This window comes from Bacillota bacterium, from assembly GCA_013178305.1.
Taxonomy (GTDB): Bacteria; Bacillota; Sulfobacillia; order JABLXB01; family JABLXB01; genus JABLXB01.
This window is the reverse complement of sequence record JABLXB010000009.1, coordinates 47,795-66,690: the sequence shown is the minus strand read 5'-3', so window position 1 is coordinate 66,690 and position 18,896 is coordinate 47,795. Positions and strand designations below refer to the sequence as shown.

Sequence of the window (18,896 nt, the reverse complement as noted above, 5' to 3'; positions counted from 1 at the left end):
TCTTTCCCGGCGCCCTATCCAGATAATACCATGTGATGGCGTGCGGCGCCAGCGGGTTCACCTGGCGCCACTCCCGTACGCCATCCACCAGGAACCAGGGCCGCCCTCAGGCGGCCCTGGTAAGCATGCGGTTCAATTTGGGCTGACCGTCTTCCGCTTAGTAGTCCATGTCCGGGCCACCCGGCGGATACGGCGGCTTCTTCTCCTTCTCGGGTATCTCGGCAACGAGAGCCTCGGTCGTCAGCACCATCGCCGCGACGCTGGCCGCGTTCTCGAGTGCAGAGCGCGCGACCTTGGCGGGGTCGACGACGCCGGCCTTGGGCAGGTCCGTGTACTCCATAGTCATGGCGTTCAGGCCGAAGCCCTTCTTGTTCTCGGACTTGACCCTCTCCACGACGACGGAACCCTCGAGCCCGGCGTTCGACGCGATCTGCCGCAGCGGCTCTTCGAGCGCCCTGCGGATGATGTTCACGCCCACCTTCTCATCGCCGTCAGCCTGCACCTTGTCCATGCCGGCCATGGCGGCGATGTAAGTAACCCCGCCGCCCGGGACAATGCCCTCCTCAACGGCCGCCCTGGTCGCGGACAGAGCGTCTTCGACGCGGTGCTTCTTCTCCTTGAGTTCGGTCTCGGTGGCCGCGCCGACCTTTATCAAGGCGACGCCGCCGGCGAGCTTGGCGAGCCGCTCCTGGAGCTTCTCCCTGTCGTACTCGGAATCGGTATCCTCGATCTGCTTCCTGATCTGGCCGATGCGCGCCTCGATCGCCTTCTTGGAGCCCTTACCCTCGACTATGGTAGTCTTTTCCTTGTTGATGCGGACCTTGTTGGCCTCGCCGAGCATGTTCAGGTCGACGTTCTCGAGCTTGATGCCGATGTCCTCGGAGATGAACTGGCCGGCGGTCAGGATGGCTATGTCCTCCATCATGGCCTTCCGCCTGTCACCGAACCCGGGGGCCTTCACGGCCGCGCACTGCAGCGTGCCGCGCAGCTTGTTGACGACGAGCGTCGCAAGCGCCTCGCCCTCGACGTCCTCGGCGATAACCAGGAGCGGCTTGCCCGAGCGGGCGACTTTCTCCAGGACCGGCAGGAGGTCAGTTACGGCGGAGACCTTCTTCTCAAACAGCAGGACGTACGGGTTCTCCAGGACGGCCTCCATGGCCTCGGGGTTCGTCACGAAGTAAGGCGAGATGTAGCCCCTGTCGAACTCCATGCCCTCGACTACCTCGACGGTGGTCGCGGTGCCCTTGGACTCCTCGACCGTGATGACACCGTCCTTGCCGACCTTGTCCATTGCCTCGGCGATGAGCTTTCCGATCTCGGGGTCGTTCGCGGCAATTGCGGCGACGTGCGATATGTCGTCCTTGCCCTCAACTGGAGTCGAGATCTTCTTGATCTCCTCGACGACGGACGCGACCGCCTTGTCGATGCCCCTCTTGATGAATACGGGGTTCGCGCCAGCGGCGACGTTCTTCAGGCCTTCCGCGACGATCGCCTGGGCGAGCACCGTAGCCGTGGTGGTTCCATCACCGGCGACATCGTTTGTCTTCGAAGCGACCTCGCGGCAGAGCTGCGCGCCCATGTTCTCGTAGGGGTCCTTGAGCTCGATTTCCTTCGCGACGGTTACGCCGTCCTTGGTAATGACGGGCGACCCGAACTTCCTGTCGAGAACCACGTTGCGGCCCCTGGGGCCGAGAGTCACTTTCACCGCCGAAGCGACCGCGTTGACGCCCCGCTCCAGCGCCTTCCTGGCTTCAATGTCGAATGCCAGCATCTTTGCGGGCACAGGTGATCTACCTCCTCAGAAATTGTTCGCGGATGGACGGCTCACTTGACAGCGAGGATATCGCTCTCACGCAGGATGAGGTATTCCGTCCCGTCGATCTTGACCTCGGTCCCGCTGTACTTGGAGAAAATCACGCGGTCACCAACCTTGACCTCGGGCGCCAGCTTCGTCCCGTTGTCCAGTATGCGGCCTGGCCCCACCGCTACGACCTCACCCTCGATGGGCTTCTCCTTCGCAGTGTCGGGGAGCACGATGCCACCCTTGGTCTTCTCCTCCTGAGTGATCGCCTTCACAACCACCCTGTCGGCAAGAGGCTTAATCATTCAGTCGGTCCTCCTTTCGCCTATATACGCTGTTCTGTTAGCACTCACCCATGCTGAGTGCTACCAGTTTCACATTATATCCAGCGGGGCAACCCGTGTCAACAACTGGTCTCGGGCCTGTGCGGGGGTGCACGACCTCAGGCGGGCCCGCAGAATTCTGTCCCGTGCGAGTCCCCTAGCCACGCCATCCACCGCTCTGGCCCCGCAGGCCTTCAGGCCCCGGCAGGTTTGGAGGCCGGGATTCCAGACAACCGCGCGTACACTTCAGCAGGTGAAATGGCGCCGGATGCCAGGCGTTCGATTGGGCACAGGTCCGTCCCCTCCCTGTTCATGATGTGGGGCACAAGCCGGTCATATGTCAGCGGTATGCCTGCCCTCGACAGTTCGTCCCCCGCGGGCTCACTCGCTACCCTGCAGTACACCTCGCGCACGCCGAAGTACACGGCGAGTTTCGCGACCGCTACGCCGACCACGCGGTCCGCGAGTGCGGCGCCTTCCATGTCCCGGCCCAGGCTGCATGCCGCCTCGAGGAACGGTGTCACACCGCTACCATCCTTCGTAGTGAGCACACGTCCGCCCTTGACCACCACGACTGAATGCCCCCTGTTGAGGACGGCGGCTGCCAGCCCGAGGTCACCCGACGCCGGCCCGGATTCATATCCGTATCCCGCCCGCCTGAACAGCCCTTCCATCAACGGCACGATTATTATCTGGAGGATGATCCCTGGGAGCCCCGTGATGACGCTTGTCCCAAGCAGGGTTGCCACAGGGACCTGCTTCACTCCGAACAAGGGCATTGCGAGGTGCCATACCAGCGCATACACCAGCCTGCCTGAGATCATCGATATTACCAGGGCCGTGGTGGCGCGAGTCCTCGTGTATCTCCTGAACAACCCGCTGACGACGCCGTAGGTCGACAGCTCTACCGTCATGGCCTGCGCTACAGGGGGCATAAACGCCGGCATGCCTGTGAGTACCCCGCTGAGGGAGGGTGTGATTAGCCCGACCAGCAGGCCGGAGACAGGCCCGAGATAGAGACCCGCCAGATAGACGGGGATGTGCATGGGAAGGAATACCTTGCCCAGGTTGACCGCGTGAAAAACCATCGGCAGCAACACCCCCAGGCCGATCATCAGGCCCGTTGCCACCAGAGTCCTCGTACCCCCCCAGGGGGTCTGTCGCCTGCCTGCGTACTCATTTCGGACACCGCAATTGCCCATAGATGCTCCTCCTCCATTTCCGTAATGGCCTGACGGACAACCGGCCTGGAGTTCGGGCGAGCCTCTAGACCCTCCGCAGCACAACGCAGGCGTTCTGTCCGCCGAATCCGAACGAATTGCTGAGGGCGACGTCTATCCGAGCCCGCCTTGCTTCGTTGGGAACATAATCCAGGTCGCATTCCGGGTCGGGATTAACGTAGTTAATGGTCGGCGGAATGAAGTCCCGCTCCATGGCGACCAGCGTGGCAGCCAGTTCCACCGCCCCGGCGGCTGCCAGGGTATGACCGGTCATTGACTTGGTGGAACTGACCGGAACCCGGTACGCGCTCACACCCAATGCCTTCTTGATGGCCAGGGTCTCCAGGTGATCGTTCAGTACAGTCCCGGTCCCGTGAGCATTGATGTAATCGATCTGTTCCGGGGAAACACCTGCTTCCCGCATGGCCTCCTCCATGGCCGCTCGCATTCCGCGAGCGTCCGGAGCGGGCGAAGTGGCGTGGTAGGCGTCCGCTTTTGACCCAAAGCCTGCCAGTTCGGCGTAAACCCTGGCCCCGCGCCTCCTGGCGCCGGCGAGCGTCTCAAGGATGAAGACCGCCGCTCCCTCCGCGATGACGAACCCGTCCCGGCCACGATCGAAGGGCCGGCAGGCTCTTGCTGGTTGATCGTTGGCCGTAGACAGAGCCTTCATGGCCGCAAAGGCAGCCACGCTGAATGGTGTCACATTAGCCTCGCTCCCACCGGCCAGCATGACGTCGGCTTTCCCCAGCCTCAGTACCATGGCGGCCTCACCCACCGCCTGCGTCCCAGCCGCACAGGTAGTCAAGGTGGTACCCAGGTAACCCTTCGCTCCGAGACATGTAGCTATCTGAGCCGAGGCCATGTTAGGCAATACGGTGGCAAAATACGTGGGGCTCACCCTGCCGGGTCCCTTCTCAAAGAATGTGCGCATCTCCCTCTCCGTCAGGGCGAAGCTTCCTAGACCCGTTCCGAGGTGGACGCCCACTCGTTCGGCGTCCAGGCGCTGGAGCTCCAGCCCTGCATCACTCACGGCCATCCTCGCAGCAACGACGGCAAACTGGACGAACCTCTCCATCCGCCTTCTTTCCCGGGGACCGAAGAAGGCGTCCGGATCAAAGTCGCGAACTTCGCCCGCCACTTGCGACGAAAGTAGAGAGGGATCGAAGGAAGCGATGCGCGCAGTGCCGGATCGACCTTCCTGCAACGACCTGCAAAACGAATCCTTTCCGGTCCCTATGGGGGTGACCACCCCCATGCCAGTTATGACGACTTTCCGTTCGACGTCCAAGATGACCACCACGCGCCAGGGCTGGAGCCATAGGAGGTGTCCGCCCCGAATTCCACGCCGAACTCCCGAAGAAATTCGGATTTCAGCTGCTGCTCATCCAGAGGCCTTCCAAGACAAGCAGCCATCGAAGTGACGCCGTAACCCTCAAGACCACAGGGGGTAATCCAATCGAAATGCCTCAGGTCAGGCTGGACATTCAGGGACACTCCGTGAAGGGTCACCCCTCGCCGGACGGCGATACCCAGAGCAGCGATCTTGCGGTTCCCTACCCAGACGCCGGGAAGCCCGTCGATCCTGCCTGCGTCTATTCCGTACAGACTCAGGAGGCTGATCACCACCTGCTCGAGCCCATAAACATAGCGGCGAAGGTTTACCCCGAGATCTTTCAAACCCAGGACAGGGGAGATCACCAGTTGTCCGGGCCCGTGGTAGGTGACGTCTCCTCCCCGTGAGACGTGAAGCACCCGGACGCCCGCACGAACCAGGGCTTCTTCCGAGACCTTCAGATTGCCCCGCGAGCCGGACCGGCCTATGGTTATCACCGGCGGGTTAACCTGGATAATGACGGTGTCCGGTATCGTGCCGCTGCATCTCTCCTGGTGAACCAATTCCTGGAAGCGAAATGCCTGGTCGTATTCGACCAGGCCAAGGTCAACCCAATCGAAGGTCACGGAAATCCCTCGCCAGTTGAGGAGTCAAACCGAATCGTCTCAGCCTCCTGTAGAGAGTGCTCCGGCCAATCCCCAGGGCCTTGGCCGCTTTCACCAGGTTCCCATCGAACTGCGTGATAACCGCCTGGAGCCTGCTCTGCTCGGCTAGCTCCTCAGGTTTGAGGTCCGGGAAATCCTCCGTAGTGACCCGGCACTCCGGCGCTTCGGTTCCGTGTGCGTCCGATCTATCGAGGACATAATCAGGCAGGGTCTCCACTGTCAGGTGCTCGCCCTGTGCGAAATTGACCGCCCGCTCAACCACATTCTGAAGCTGACGGATGTTCCCCGGCCACTGGTAGCGCTGAAGGGCCTCCATAACCGCAGGATCGGTCCCCTTTATCGTTTTCCCGCATTGTTCCCCTACCTGTCGTACGAACAGGTCGACCAGCAACGGAATGTCGGACGGCCTGTCCCTCAAGGGTGGCACACTGATTCTCAGGACGTTGAGGCGGTAGTACAGGTCTTCCCTGAAATTGCCCTGCTTGACCTCCCTGGTCAGGTCACGGTTGCTCGCGGCGATGATCCTGACACTCACCGGAATGACCCGGTGTCCGCCCACCCGGACGACTGCTCGCTCCTGAAGGGCCCGGAGCAGAACGGCTTGAAGCGTCAGCGGCAATGACGAGATCTCGTCCAGAAAGAGGGTTCCTCCGTTGGCCAGCTCGAACTTGCCCGGGCGGCCACCCGGACTGGCCCCGGTGAACGCCCCTCCCTCGTACCCGAAAAGCTCGCTCTCGATCAGGGTGGCCGGTATCGCGGCGCAGTTGACGGCGACAAACGGCGCCCTGGCGTCGCAGTCGTTGTGAATTGCCTGGGCGAACAGTTCCTTCCCGGTGCCGCTCTCTCCCTCGATAAGTACCGTTGACCTGCTCCTGGCAGCAATCTGGGCCATTTTCAATGCGCGGCGAATGGCGTCACTCTCGCCGACAATGTCCTCGAAGTGAAACCGGGCCTGGGCGCCGGAAATCTGGTTAACCAGGCGGTGTAGCTTCTTGCTTTCACTGACCACTGCGACCACGCCCAGGATCGCTTCATCGTCTCGTATGGGCTGAGCGTCGACGTGAACAGACACACGACGCTTCGTCGTTTCCAGAATCAACTCGGAATCCGCGAGAGGCTGACCCTTTTCCAGCACCTTCAGAAGCGACGTCTGGCCTCTAAGGACTGTCGCAACGGGCTTCCCACGAGCCAGTTCCGGGCTTAGACCGAGGATTCTGGCCGCCTGGCGGTTGAGATCAGCGATATTACCCTTGGCATCCAGAACCAGCAGCCCATCCGAGATGGATTCCTGCGTGGCTTTCATGAAGTGGTTTGCCAGTCTGACTCTCTGAGTGTCCTTCCAGACCCGGAGCCCGTATTGAATCGCCCGGGCAGCCGCCACGACCATGCCCAGGGTGTGGGGATGGACCTGCTCGCTGTGGGCGGTCATGTTGAAGACTCCGGTCAGATTCCCCTCGGGATCGAAAATGGGGGCGGCGGAACACGTGAGCGTATGCTCATGGGCGAAGTAGTGCTCCGCGCCGGCTATCTGTATCGGACGCCGCGTGTTGAGGGTAAGCGCGATGGCGCTGGTTCCAGCGACTTCTTCCCTCCAGACTGCCCCGCGAAACAGGTTGGCCTTCTTACCCGACTCGGTCATCTCCGCGTCACCGAAGGCCTCCAGGATGACCCCATCCTCGTCGGTGAGGATAGCGACGAAGCCGGATCCCTTCACAACTGCGTAAACCTCGCGCATCACCGGTAGCGAGAGCTCCAGGAGCTCTTTTTTCCTGCCGGCGCGATCCAGGAGTTCCTCGGGAGTTAGGGCTACTCCATGGTTTACCTGGTAGGGGTCCATACCCATGGATCTGCATCGTTTCCAGGACTCAAGCACTTCCGGCACGATCGCACCGGGGCCGACGCAACCCGTGGAGGTAAACTCCTCCCAGGCCGCCGTTGCCCGCTGAAGAGTCGAGACCTCGCTCTGGCGCCCCATGGACAACACCTCCACGTCAATTGTACCACCGCATCGAGCGCCACCGGCATAAGCCATGAGCAGTGAGAAGCACCCCTATACCATCGTATAGCCGCCGTCGACGGCGAGAGCCTGGCCCGTAATGTAATCCGCGGCAGGCGAAGCCAGGAAAACGACCATGCCCGATACATCATCCGGCCGGCCCAATCTCGCGGCCGGTACCCTCGCGACGTAGTCCCTGAGGGCGGACGCCGGAAAGGTGTCCCGGGCGGTATCCGTTTCGATGATGCCGGGGGCAACGGCATTAACCTGAATACCGTATTGTGCGGCCTCACATGCCAGACTCCTGGTGAAGCCGATCAACCCCGCTTTTGACGTCGAGTAATGGACAAAGCCCACCACACCCGACCGGCCGGCCACGGAAGCAATGTTGATGATCTTCCCGTGCTTTCGCCGCCTCATATGCCCATAGACGGCTCTCGTGACCAGGAATACGCCCTTGAGATTGACGGCCATGACCTGGTCCCAGTCCTCTTCGGTCATCTCGCTGAAAAGCCGGACCGGGAATATGCCCGCGTTGTTAACCAGGACGTTGATGGCGCCAAAGGCGTCGAGCGTGCGGGCGACGAGTTCGTCGACGTCCTCGACCCGCCGTACATCGCAGGGCACGGCTACCGCGCGACCGCCCCTCGACGCGGCGAGTTCCGCAACCTCCGCTGCCGCCACTCCGTCGATGTCCGCCACGGCGATGGCGGCGCCCTCGGCGGATAGTCTCAGTGCGATCTCGCGGCCTATACCCCCGCCACCCCCGGTCACGATGGCCACCTTATCACCAAGAATCATGGTCCTGCTCCTCCCTGCCGGAGAAAGTCTGGCCTACTCGATCAGCGCGAGCGCCTGGCCGACGGACACCTCGCTGCCCTGGTGGCACAGTATCCGAGCCACTCTTCCACCAACGGGGGCCTCGATGAAGACCGAGACCTTACTGGTGCTGGCCTCGGCCATGCTTTCACCGGCTGTCACGGTGTCGCCCTCTTTTTTGAACCAGGACACCAGCCTGATCTTGGTGCCTCCCTCGGCGAACCGCGGCACAACGACTTCCGTCACTGGGAATCGCCTCCTTCCGCCCCTTGCCCCCCTGTTCCGGTCGCACCGCCGAACAGGGGGGCAAAGGCGGGAGCCTGACGCAGGTTCAGTCTACATTGCCGCGCCGCGGCCAGGCATCAACCTCTGGCCAGATTCTGCAAATCAGCGTTCATCTGAGCAAAGATGTACACGGGAGCGCAGCCAGGGTACTTGGTGACCGTCTTGGCCAGCGTCGCCGCCTCCCGGACCTTCGGAGCCGAGGGGAAGTACTCCCAGCAGTCGCCAACCACGAAGAGGTGCTTGCCTCGTGTGAACTCTGGATCCAAATCGGGGACCCCGCCGGCCACTACCACAACCTCACCGCGTTCCTTAATGAAATCCGGCATCTTGAAACCGCTGTTCTTGAATGAGTCAAGAGCGCCCCTGACGTTCACATAGCAGCCCGGGCAGGTCTGCTGCGAGTACACGGTGAAACCCGGATACATTCCAACGGGATCGCCGTTCGGGCGCTTGAAGAACCGGCGCACCTTCTCCAGGGGCTCGCCCAGGATCTCGATTTGCTCCAGATCCATGACCCCGAGGCCCTCGGTGGCCGCGCAGCGCACAGCGGGGATCTCGATAGGCTCGAATCCCATGATGCTGGACGTGACGGCGTCGACCGCAACGGTATCGGTTCCGGCGATGACCAGATTCATCTCAACCGGCGTCCCGGCGTGAGGCCCCTGGCCTTCCATCCCGATGATGGCATCAATGATGGTCAAGTCGGGCTTGCGTACCCTGTAGAGGTCCGCAAACTTCTGGCCCAGATCGGCGCGGTGGGCGCCCTGCTGCTGGCCGTGCGGGTGGACGTTGGGGATGATCCCGTTCCAGTTCTTCAGCCCGAGCGTCACGGTACCGGCCAGGTGCACCTTCATCTTGGGAAGGTTGATGACCACGTCGGCGTCCAGGAAGGGCTTGAAAACCGTGGCCTTCTTGAACACCTTGGCCTGGGGGATGTCTACCTCGACTACTTCGGTCTCGTCGAAGTAGATAACGCGATCCGCCCCACCCCTCCTGGCGGCAGCCTCCATGCCGGAGACCTCAAAGGCAGGTTTGGCGCGGCCTACATGCATCCCAAGCGAGGGATTATCCCCGACCCAGACCTCGCCCGCCCTGGAGTACTCCTTCACATAGGCGGTCACCGCCTCGATTGCGCGCGGATCGACCACCGCGAAGCTTTCCGGAGGCGCCTGAAAGGCAAGGTTGGGCTTGATGAGCACCTTGTCGCCCGGCTTGATGATGGCATCAAGAGAGCCGATGGCGAGCCTGACGGCGCTGTCCACGGCAGCCCTGATGGCGGCCACGTCTTCATCGTACCGGACGAACTTGCCGCCCAGAAAACCATCGGTGCCCTCGAGCTTGGGGGTCTTTACCACTGCCACTTTTGGCCTGTCTGACATTACCCATCCCTCCTGTTTTTTTTGGGGGTCCCGTTAACAGGAATCCAGCGGCGACCAGGTCAATCAGTCGCCCGATGCGCTGGCCGAAGCCGTCTTGCTGATTTTACTCGCCTCGTCCAGCGGATAGCACGGAAGGATGACTCTGTGGAACACAAGACCACCGGAGATACCTCCAAGAACCGGCACCAGGCTGAACAGCCACCATTCGCCCCTGGGTCCGGGGAAGGCCATCTTTCCCCAGCCCAGAAGGTAGGCCAGGATCCTTGGGCCGAGGTCGCGCGCGCACACTCCTTTCAACAGGCACACGGGCTTGTCTCTATACTGCGAGGACTCATCCGGCAGCAATGCCGCCATCCCGCGCCCCCAAGCGCATTCCCCCTTCCAGCGGGGGCCAATGTGTATATCAGCAAGTAACGTGCCGATGTCGTGACCAGTCGTTGCCTGCAAGAACACTCTCTGAACCCCAGCAATAAAGGGACATGTTCCAGGCTAATCCAGACCCGGCTTACCAAAACAGGTGGGACATGTACCGCAACTGATACATGTCCCATTGATACAACCCACCGCCCGGCACACCGGTTCTACGCGAGGCAAGAGACATAGTGGGCTGGGTCCAGAAGGCTCACCCAGCCCATTTATGCATCTTGCGTTAATTATCCGTTGAGGTCATCGATGCTCCTGCGACATTATTTCGTCTTGAATTCGCGAAGCCGAGTACACTCCACGAGCCGATGCAATGTCCTGGGTGTAAAGACCTTACCGTGTGTCGCCAAGAGAAGCTTCTTCATGTCCTCACGCCGCTCACCAAATCCCCGACCGGCTATGCACGCAACTACCTCAAATGTGGGAGAGCCTTCGTTTCCTGGCAGTCTCCGCAGGGACGCCAAGTGCTGGATGCGAGTCACCTTGTCCCGAGCCGTTCCGTCATCTTCCGTCACCTTCGCTTCAATGACCACCTGGGGGTTGAACTCGGTAGGAATAATGAAGTCGGGAGATTGATCAAACCCTGGTATGCGCTCTACCCGCTTGGTCTTCCTGTAAGTTATGCCGGCCTTGGCAAGTTCGTCTTCAATTGCGACCTCCAGATTGTCGCCCACTAGCTCAGAGACCGAATCCCTGTGGCCGGCAAACGGCCGCCCCAAGAGACGCTCGTAGAGGAGCATCGAGTATGGAACGCCCAGACTAGAGAGGTTCCTGAGGCCGGTTGAGCCCTCTCGGGTGTCAGCCTTGTCGAATCTGTGGATCTTGTTTGGACCAACGTCTTCAACGGGCTCTTGGAGCATCTGGCAAGCTGTATCGACCAGAGTCCTCACGCGCTTCAGCGTCTTCTCACCACCAGGCAAAGGCGAGAAGGGAGCCATTCGAACGTTGCGATCGAAGGACCGGGCCCAGCCCTGAGTAATATGGTGGTCCGAGCGCTGGCTCGCAACGTAAGCCCACTCCGAGGAGGTAAGCCCTAGGATAGTCCGAAGCACTATTAGGGTCAACGGTTCTTCTACCGCAACGAGCATTATGGACTCGGTCTCGACACTTTCAAACCCACGGGTAGCTCGCTTGAGCACTTCGTAAGCCTTCTCAAAAGATGGGTAGTTGATGAAGCCTTCCCCCTTTGGCATGACCAAGAACTCGGACTCAAGGGAAGAGAAGACTACCGAAACGAAGTCCTGAACGTTGGTTTCCAACTCGGAGAAAGGCACCTCAAAAGGATATCTCATCGGACCATCCTCCGTACTCTGTTTGGGCGTCTAAGGCGACCCACTGCTGGCGACACGGGCTGCACGATAACTCCTGAGACAATGCCTTTTCCACCTCATGCCACCCTCCCAAATCTATGATCGTCCTCTCCACCAGTTTCAGCTTCTCGGATGTCGCGCGATTATTTGACCAATCAGATCTCAAGTTCCATATTGCCATCCTGATAAGGTGTCCGTAGGCAATACAACGAATGTCACCGTGTGCTGGCCGATACGAGTCGGAATTCAACTGACGGAGATCATAGCGCACTAGACGCGCGAAGTCCTCAGGCACGATCGCAAGTGACGACCTGCTGACAGAACCCTTAGACCGGCACACAAAGACCGTGTCGATGATTGACGACCCCGTTCCATTGATGTGAATAGAGGCACCCATTTCAGCAGGACAGGGGATACACGCAGTACATGCTAGTCCTGAGTCGAGAATGGCCACGGCTACAGGAAAGTAGGCTTCAAGCGCATTGTGATGATAGGTGAACGCCAGCGGTGAGCCGGCCTTCAGGGCCCGCGCCATTCTACCGAACACTGCCGATAGCCCCTCGGTGAAGTGAGTCAGGCCCCTTTCCATAGTGGCATTGCCCGTAAGTTCATGCTCGCTTCTCGTTGACCGCCCTGCAAACACCTGATCGCTGTCGCCAACCAGCCGGCGAAGCCAGATATAGCAGAAATCCATAAGCTCGGCATATTGAACATTACCAAAATACGGAGGATCGGTTAACACAGCATCTATAGATTCAGAAGGCAAGTCACTCATCGTTGAGCTGGAGCAGTGCAGTGATACATCTCTATGGTGCGAAATCATACCGGTACGAGTTTCGCCGATCCATTCTCCGGGGACAGGGATCTGAACTTTGCGGCCGTACCGATGAGCTGTCTCGAAGGGTTCCCCGCAATACCGCTTTGCCCTGGTGTACTTGTCGACGATATTGGACCAGCCACCACTACCCACGTTCGACGTCTTGTATTGAACTCCGAGTAAGTTCGATTCGCACTGAATTAGCCCAACAGGAAAACCATGAACAGAGAAAACGTCCAGCGACTTGAGGGCCATCGTATCATATCGGCACAGCATGTTCTGATACCTCAGGAGGTCCGATAGGTTGGTGGCGAGTGCGTTCCTGATGGACCGGTCGCCTACGGCCGCAATCAGGCGGCAACTGAGCTCGAGTCCGAGGAGCTGCCTGTCGTTAAACATTTCGCGGTACAGCTTGTACCCCCATTTGTGCAGTCGACCAGTTTCATCGCCGGGTGGGATTTCATCGTCCGGCACATACTTAGCGCCAAGTTCACTGAAGTGTCGCGAGCATTCGTCGTATCTTCGAAGGTCATCTTCGTCCGGCTTCTTAAAGAACCTACCGCTGTGACTAGGCTTGCACTGGGGGCAGTAATACTCGATTGCCACGAGTCTATGTCTTGGCGCACCTTGGTCTGGGCTCGGGTAAGAATTCTCCCGATTGCAGTGCGGGCAAGCGCATCGACTTCGGGTTGCCGGGCCTCTCATCTGCAGCAGGCTTCCACAGGCGCTACACACCCCGGGATGAGCCCGATCAGCAACCTCGTTCAACTCACCGCAAGACCAGCATATCAGTACATTTCTCGGGTGCCTCCGGTCCTCAGCCAGCAAGTAACCAGGAAAAAGGTCAAAAGGCTTGCCGCAAATCCTGCACGTCGCCGTCTTAACCCAGATGAAGTACTTAGCAGTGGCTTCCTCCGACCCGCAGCGAAGGCACTTCGTTCTGTAATAGGTTCCCATCACCTTTTCTAACTGCTCTTGGAGGCCAACCGACGCCGTACGATAGGCATCAAGATCGATGCCTCCCAGTTCCTGCTGGACGACCCAATAGGCCATGGGGTTGATATCGTAACCAGTCACGTCACACCCCAGGCGGTTGGCCTCAATTAAGGGGGTTCCGCCGCCCATAAACGGGTCTGCAATTCTCAGTCCGCTTAACTGGTGCGATCTGAAGAACTCGGTTTGCAGGTCTCCCCCAACGAATTCTGACAGAATGAGGCTCCTGAACAACGTGCCCGGGCGTCTGGCAAACCACTTGTGGACGGCAATGATAGGGCGGTAGTTTTGCTGGATCTGCTTCTCGCGTAGGGCCATGTCGGCGACAAATGAAACGTCAAAATCCTTCTCAATCATACACGATCCCCCAGCCCAGTCTCACCGGTCTCGACATTTGCCCTGGCTATCCATTTCTATCACTGCGCCGGCAATCCTTCGAAAACAAGGTCGCGGATCAAATATGCTGTTTTTTGATTTAGCTTTTTGTTAAAGAATGTGAAAAGGATCCATAAAGCCCCTATCCCATAATGACAATCGAAAGACGACAGGCCGGGCTGAACCGGCCGGAATACGAGGAGGGTTAAAGGATGAACACGAAGAGGGTCATCAGTCTGGTCGTGGCAGTGGCGCTGCTGGTAACCCTGGCATCGACAGCCCTGGCCGAGCCCCAGCAGGGCACCGACTCCAAGAACGAGGCGCGGGCCGAGATCAAGGCGATGCGCGAGGAGATCAAGGGGGACCTGGAGGAAATCAAGGCGCTCCGCGAAAAGGTCCACGGCCTCTGGGAAACCTACCGCAGAGAGCGGAAGGAGTTCCGGGAGACCATCGAGGAAGCCCGCAAGAACAAGGATCTCGACCCGGAGAAGGTGCGCGTGGCGCTCGATTACCTGAGGCAGGCCGTACAGAGCATCGCGAAGGTGAAGGACGAGGGTGACGCCAATCATCTGCTGCGGATCGACCTGGTCGAGGCCAGGATGGATAAGGACTTCGAAAAGGCCGAGTCCATACTCGCCGAGGTCAAAGCCAACCTGGAGGACAAGAGCGAGTACCTCGAGGCGGCAATCTCCTACGTCGAGCAGGCCCAGGCGGCGGTAAAGTGATTTGACAGGCTGCACTCCACGCCTGGACCGGACATACCACGACCGGCGAGGCGCCCCCGGGTCGGGCGTCTCGCCTTCCAGCGGGTCAGTTCACCGTGACGAGGGGTTTCAGGCGGGCGAATGTCTTCGGCCCGATCCCGCCCACTTTCATCAAGTCCTCGATCTTCCGAAACCCCCCGCTGCGCTGCCTGTAGTCGATGATGGCCGCTGCCAGCCCGGGGCCTATTCCGGGCAGAGCCTCCAGCTGTTCCTTGCCGGCAATGTTGATGTTCACCGTCGCTGGCTGCCCGTATTGCCCACCGCCGGCCCCGCCGGGCAACCACGGTTGCGGGGAGGTGAGGCCGGCCTGGATGTCTTTCTTTGACGGGATGTAGACCCTCTGGCCGTCCTCGACCTTCAGGGCCAGGTTAACCGCGTCGGCAGCGGCATCCGCGCTGGGCCCGCCGGCAGCCTGCAGCGCGTCGACCACCCTATCACCCCTCTTGAGCTGGTAGACCCCGGGTCGCTTTACGGCGCCCGACACGTGAACGACGACCTGCGAGGCGGCGCCGGGGGTGCCGCCGGCCGGATGACCGGGATCGGATTGCGCGCCGGGCGCCGAGTCGCCCGCGTCGACTGGCGGTACTCGAGCCCCGGTAGCCGGCGAAGCGTTCCGGGAAGTCGAGGATACGGGGCCGGTTGGGGCTGCGGCGCTTGCGCCCTCGGGCGGGCGCGCGGGTCTGTTGACCCACAGAAGGGCGATGCTACCGGCAATGAGAAGCCCCGTAAGGACGTAAACGCACAGGGCCTCTTCTTTCGACATGAACATGTTGTTTCCATTCTATTCCAGCAACCGGTTGCCCTTCCAGGCGGGGCGGCAGAAGGGGTGTTTTCGTTCGACAAGGGTGAGGCGGCGTAGCTGCGTGTACGTATGCGACCGCCTCCTCATAGTACCGGAGCGGCGAGTAGTCCGTCTTGCGGCGGAACCCTGGCATCTGGTGCTGCGTCCGACCTGCCTTCCGCGTCTCCCACTTCCTACCACCATTTTATCAGAGAACGTGTGTTCGGGAAAGTGGGTTCCACGAGAAATGTTCGAGGGAGTCCGTGTATGGGGGATTACGGCCCCCTCGAACTCCCCCATTCCGCTAATCCCTGGTCACGATGCTGACAAGCTTCCCCGGTACGGTGACGACGCGGTCCACCCGCTTACCCTCGATGAACCGCCTCACCCTCTCGCTGTCCAGGGCAACCGCTTCCACCTCCGCCGGAGCGGCGCCGGCGTACACCTGGATCCGGTCGCGCACCTTTCCGTTGACCTGCACGACCACCGTGACCTGCTCGGCCTTGATTGCGGCCTCGTCGTACCGTGGCCACCCTTGCAGGTGGACGCTGCCTGGATGCCCGAGCCGCCGCCACATCTCTTCCGCAAGGTGCGGGGTGAACGGGGCCATCATGAGCACCAGGCTGTCGACGGCCTCTCGCAACGCCTCGGCGTCCTGCGAATCCTCCGGCACCTCGTCGCGGTAGCGGTACAGTCCGTTGACCATCTCCATCAGAGCGCTGATGGCGGTGTTAAAGCTGAACCGCCCACGGATATCGTTGGTCACCCTCTTGATAGTCGTGTGGGTGAGCCGCCGGAGGTTGCGGTGGACCTGCTCGCCCGCTGCCGGCGTAACGGTCGCCCCAGTCGCGACCTCGTCAGCCGCTGCGTCCGCGTCACACCCGTCCTCGCCGGTCCCGCCAGCGATGCCCAGCACCAGCCTCCATACCCTGTTGAGGAACCGGTACGACCCCTCGACACCCCTGTCGCTCCACTCGAGCTCTTTCTCGGGCGGGGCCGCGAACAGGATGAACACCCTCGCGGTATCGGCGCCGTACTTACTTACAAGCTCCCCCGGGTCGACTACGTTCCCCTTCGATTTCGACATCACCGCTCCGTCCTTCAGCACCATGCCCTGGGTCAGGAGGTTCGTGAACGGCTCCACCACGTGCACGAGGCCCGCGTCGTACAGCACCTTCGTGAAGAACCTCGAGTAAAGGAGGTGCATGACGGCGTGCTCGATACCGCCGATGTACTGGTCGACGGGCAGCCAGTACCGCACCGCGGCGGGGTCGAACGGCAGCTTCGTTTCCTTCGCGGAAGTGTACCTGAAGTAATACCACGAGCTGCACATGAACGTGTCCATGGTGTCCGTCTCGCGGCGCGCCTTTCCCCTGCACGACGGGCAGGTGGTGCTGATGAACTCCTCCGATGACGACAGCGGGGACAGGCGGCCCGCAGCGAACTCCACGTTCTCGGGCAGCATCACCGGCAACTGGTCCTCGGGGACCGGGACGACCCCGCACTTGTCACAGTAGATCATCGGGATCGGGGCGCCCCAGTACCTCTGGCGCGAGATCAACCAGTCCCTGAGGCGATAGTTGACCTGCCTCTTGCCGAGGCCGTTCTGCTCGACGAAATCGGCGATGCGCTTCTTGCCGTCTTCGTTCGGCAGCCCGTTGAACGGCCCGGAGTTGACCATCGGCCCCGAACCTACATAAGCCTCCGCCAGGCGGTCCTCCGTAAGCGTGCCGGCTTCGTTCTGGATCACGATCCTGACCGGCAACGAGTACTTGCGCGCGAACTCGAGGTCCCTTTGGTCGTGCGCGGGCACGCCCATCACCGCGCCGGTGCCGTATTCCATCAGGACGTAGTTGGCTATCCATATCGGGAGCTTCTCGCCGTTCAGCGGGTTTATGGCGTAGGCCCCGGTGAAAAGGCCTATCTTCTCTGTCTCGGTTGACGTGCGCTCGATCTCCGACACCGTGAGCAGGCTCTCCACGAAACGCTTGACCGGCTCCTCGTACACGGTGCCTGCCGCGAGCTTCGCCACGAGCGGGTGCTCGGGCGCCAGCACCATGTAGGTAACGCCGTAGATCGTGTCGTGCCGCGTGGTGAACACGGGGAGGGCGTCGCCGGAACCCTCGATCCGGAAGTCCACGCGGACGCCCTCGCTCCTTCCTATCCAGTTCTCCTGCATTGTCCTGACCCTCTCGGGCCACCCGTCGAGGAGTTTGAGGTCGTCGATCAGCCGGTCCGCGTAATCGGTTATCCTGAAAAACCACTGCTCGAGTTCTTTCTTCGTGACGGGTGTTCCGCAGCGCCAGCACTTGCCGGTCTCCGCCTGCTCGTTCGCGAGCACGGTCTTGCAGTCAGGGCACCAGTTCACGGCGGCCATCTTCCTGTATGCCAGCCCGCGCTTGTACATCAGGAGGAACAGCCACTGCGTCCATCTGTAGTAGTCCGGCAGGCACGTGATGACCTCCCTGTCCCAGTCGTAACTGGTGCCGAGCATGGCCAGGTCGCTCTTCATGAGGGCGATGTTGTTCAGGGTCCAGGTCGCGGGGTGAATGCCGCGCTTGATGGCGGCGTTCTCCGCCGGCAAGCCGAACGCGTCGAAACCCATCGGATGGATGACGTTATACCCGTTCATCCTGTGGAACCGCGCGACCACGTCCCCGATCGCGTAGTTCCGGACGTGGCCCATGTGGAGGTTCCCCGAAGGATATGGGAACATCTCGAGGCAGTAGTACTTGGGCCTGGCGGCATCCTCGGTGACCTTATAGAGCTCCCGCTTTGCCCACTCTCCCTGCCAGTGCTTCTCGATTGCCGCCGGATCGTACCTGTCCAATGCGGACCCCCCTTACAGTCCCTGAAGCTGCGCAAAAGCCCCCCGCCCCAAGGGGCGAGAGGCTTCTCTCGCGGTACCACCCTCATTCGGTAAGCCGTTCATAAAGTGGTGGAGCTGATGGGGATCGAACCCACGACCTCTTGAATGCCATTCAAGCGCTCTCCCAGCTGAGCTACAGCCCCACTCAAACTTACCCTTGTCGTTCGCTTAACGCGCGCCACGGCTCGGCTACTCGTTCATACTTTCGCCTCGCTGCTCCGGGGCGAGTTCGGCGGCTCAACGTCCCGCTCTCACCACCCGCGGGCTCTCTTGTCGTTGCCTCCGGCCTACTGCTCCCCTTCATCGACTATCCGGTATTCGATGCGCCGCGCGCGGCCCCGTCGTCTTGCCGCAGTCGAGCAGCGCGAAGGCATAATCAATTATATGAAACGGGTGACGCCAAGTCAAGGTCCGGTGATTTAGCGTCACCCCACAGACGCTCGAGGTTGTAGAATGCCCTCATGTCTTCGTGGAACACGTGGACGATGACTGAGCCGTAATCGAGCAGCAACCAGGCGGCAGGTCCCCTGCCCTCAACGTGGTGGGCTCTCACACCCGCTTTCTCGAGCTTTTCCATGACGTTGCCGGCGATCGCTTCCACATGGGGCTTGTTGGGGGCGCTTGCAATGACGAAGTAATCCGCAACCGTGGTCATGTTGCTGACATCGAGGACCTGAACGTCGTGGGCCTTTCTCTCAACCGCCGCCTCGTACGCGAGCCTGGCCAAGGCCACTGGCTCCAAC

Annotated in this window: 16 protein-coding genes and 1 tRNA gene; 1 reads left to right on the top strand and 16 read right to left on the bottom strand. The window is 60.8% G+C overall.

The window, feature by feature from the left end:
• Nucleotides 1–157: 157 nt before the first annotated feature.
• The 12 genes from groL to HPY55_15585 form a co-directional block, all read right to left on the bottom strand.
• Nucleotides 158–1,771 (bottom strand): chaperonin GroEL, encoded by a 1,614-nt coding sequence (gene groL / locus HPY55_15640; protein NPV72038.1) that lies wholly within the window; start codon nucleotides 1,769–1,771, stop codon nucleotides 158–160.
• Between the two features lie 53 nt (nucleotides 1,772–1,824).
• Complete coding sequence (gene groES, locus HPY55_15635) at nucleotides 1,825–2,106, bottom strand: co-chaperone GroES (GenBank protein ID NPV72037.1); 282 nt, start codon at nucleotides 2,104–2,106, stop codon at nucleotides 1,825–1,827.
• A 212-nt stretch (nucleotides 2,107–2,318) separates the two neighbouring features.
• Nucleotides 2,319–3,326: a DUF1893 domain-containing protein gene (locus tag HPY55_15630; protein ID NPV72036.1), complete on the bottom strand. Its 1,008-nt coding sequence runs from the start codon at nucleotides 3,324–3,326 to the stop codon at nucleotides 2,319–2,321.
• A gap of 64 nt (nucleotides 3,327–3,390) precedes the next feature.
• A complete protein-coding gene (gene fabF / locus HPY55_15625) occupies nucleotides 3,391–4,599 on the bottom strand; it encodes a beta-ketoacyl-ACP synthase II (protein ID NPV72035.1) in 1,209 nt (402 codons plus the stop codon).
• A gap of 5 nt (nucleotides 4,600–4,604) precedes the next feature.
• Entirely contained in the window at nucleotides 4,605–5,303 is a 699-nt protein-coding gene (lipB, locus tag HPY55_15620; protein ID NPV72034.1) for a lipoyl(octanoyl) transferase LipB, read from the bottom strand.
• On the bottom strand, nucleotides 5,284–7,317 hold the full coding sequence (locus HPY55_15615) for a sigma 54-interacting transcriptional regulator (GenBank protein ID NPV72033.1): 2,034 nt from the start codon (nucleotides 7,315–7,317) through the stop codon (nucleotides 5,284–5,286). The genes lipB and HPY55_15615 overlap by 20 nt, the downstream gene beginning before the upstream one ends.
• 75 nt (nucleotides 7,318–7,392) lie before the next feature.
• Entirely contained in the window at nucleotides 7,393–8,139 is a 747-nt protein-coding gene (locus tag HPY55_15610; protein ID NPV72032.1) for a 3-oxoacyl-ACP reductase FabG, read from the bottom strand.
• A 33-nt stretch (nucleotides 8,140–8,172) separates the two neighbouring features.
• Nucleotides 8,173–8,403, bottom strand: coding sequence for a biotin/lipoyl-binding protein (locus HPY55_15605; protein NPV72031.1), 231 nt, complete (start codon nucleotides 8,401–8,403; stop codon nucleotides 8,173–8,175).
• A gap of 116 nt (nucleotides 8,404–8,519) precedes the next feature.
• Nucleotides 8,520–9,821 carry a DUF362 domain-containing protein gene (locus tag HPY55_15600; protein ID NPV72030.1) on the bottom strand — a complete coding sequence of 434 codons (1,302 nt, stop codon included), beginning with the start codon at nucleotides 9,819–9,821 and terminating at the stop codon, nucleotides 8,520–8,522.
• A 63-nt stretch (nucleotides 9,822–9,884) separates the two neighbouring features.
• Nucleotides 9,885–10,175, bottom strand: a complete 291-nt coding sequence (locus HPY55_15595; protein ID NPV72029.1) for a hypothetical protein — start codon at nucleotides 10,173–10,175, stop codon at nucleotides 9,885–9,887.
• 332 nt (nucleotides 10,176–10,507) lie between these two features.
• Nucleotides 10,508–11,536, bottom strand: coding sequence for a hypothetical protein (locus HPY55_15590; protein ID NPV72028.1), 1,029 nt, complete (start codon nucleotides 11,534–11,536; stop codon nucleotides 10,508–10,510).
• Nucleotides 11,520–13,721 (bottom strand): DUF1156 domain-containing protein, encoded by a 2,202-nt coding sequence (locus tag HPY55_15585; GenBank protein ID NPV72027.1) that lies wholly within the window; start codon nucleotides 13,719–13,721, stop codon nucleotides 11,520–11,522. Before HPY55_15585 ends, HPY55_15590 begins: the two co-directional genes overlap by 17 nt.
• 230 nt (nucleotides 13,722–13,951) lie before the next feature.
• Here HPY55_15585 and HPY55_15580 point away from each other — a divergent pair, with 230 nt between their 5' ends.
• Complete coding sequence (locus HPY55_15580) at nucleotides 13,952–14,464, top strand: hypothetical protein (GenBank protein NPV72026.1); 513 nt, start codon at nucleotides 13,952–13,954, stop codon at nucleotides 14,462–14,464.
• An 85-nt stretch (nucleotides 14,465–14,549) separates the two neighbouring features.
• Here HPY55_15580 and HPY55_15575 read toward each other — a convergent pair whose 3' ends face one another.
• The 4 genes from HPY55_15575 to rsfS all read right to left on the bottom strand — a co-directional run bounded on the left by HPY55_15575 (nucleotide 14,550) and on the right by rsfS (nucleotide 18,895).
• A complete protein-coding gene (locus tag HPY55_15575) occupies nucleotides 14,550–15,272 on the bottom strand; it encodes a ComEA family DNA-binding protein (GenBank protein ID NPV72025.1) in 723 nt (240 codons plus the stop codon).
• A 316-nt stretch (nucleotides 15,273–15,588) separates the two neighbouring features.
• Nucleotides 15,589–18,114, bottom strand: coding sequence for a leucine--tRNA ligase (locus HPY55_15570; protein NPV72024.1), 2,526 nt, complete (start codon nucleotides 18,112–18,114; stop codon nucleotides 15,589–15,591).
• 106 nt (nucleotides 18,115–18,220) lie between these two features.
• Nucleotides 18,221–18,296: transfer RNA gene (locus tag HPY55_15565), tRNA-Ala, on the bottom strand.
• 233 nt (nucleotides 18,297–18,529) lie between these two features.
• Nucleotides 18,530–18,895, bottom strand: a complete 366-nt coding sequence (gene rsfS, locus HPY55_15560) for a ribosome silencing factor (protein NPV72023.1) — start codon at nucleotides 18,893–18,895, stop codon at nucleotides 18,530–18,532.
• Nucleotide 18,896: the final 1 nt, after the last annotated feature.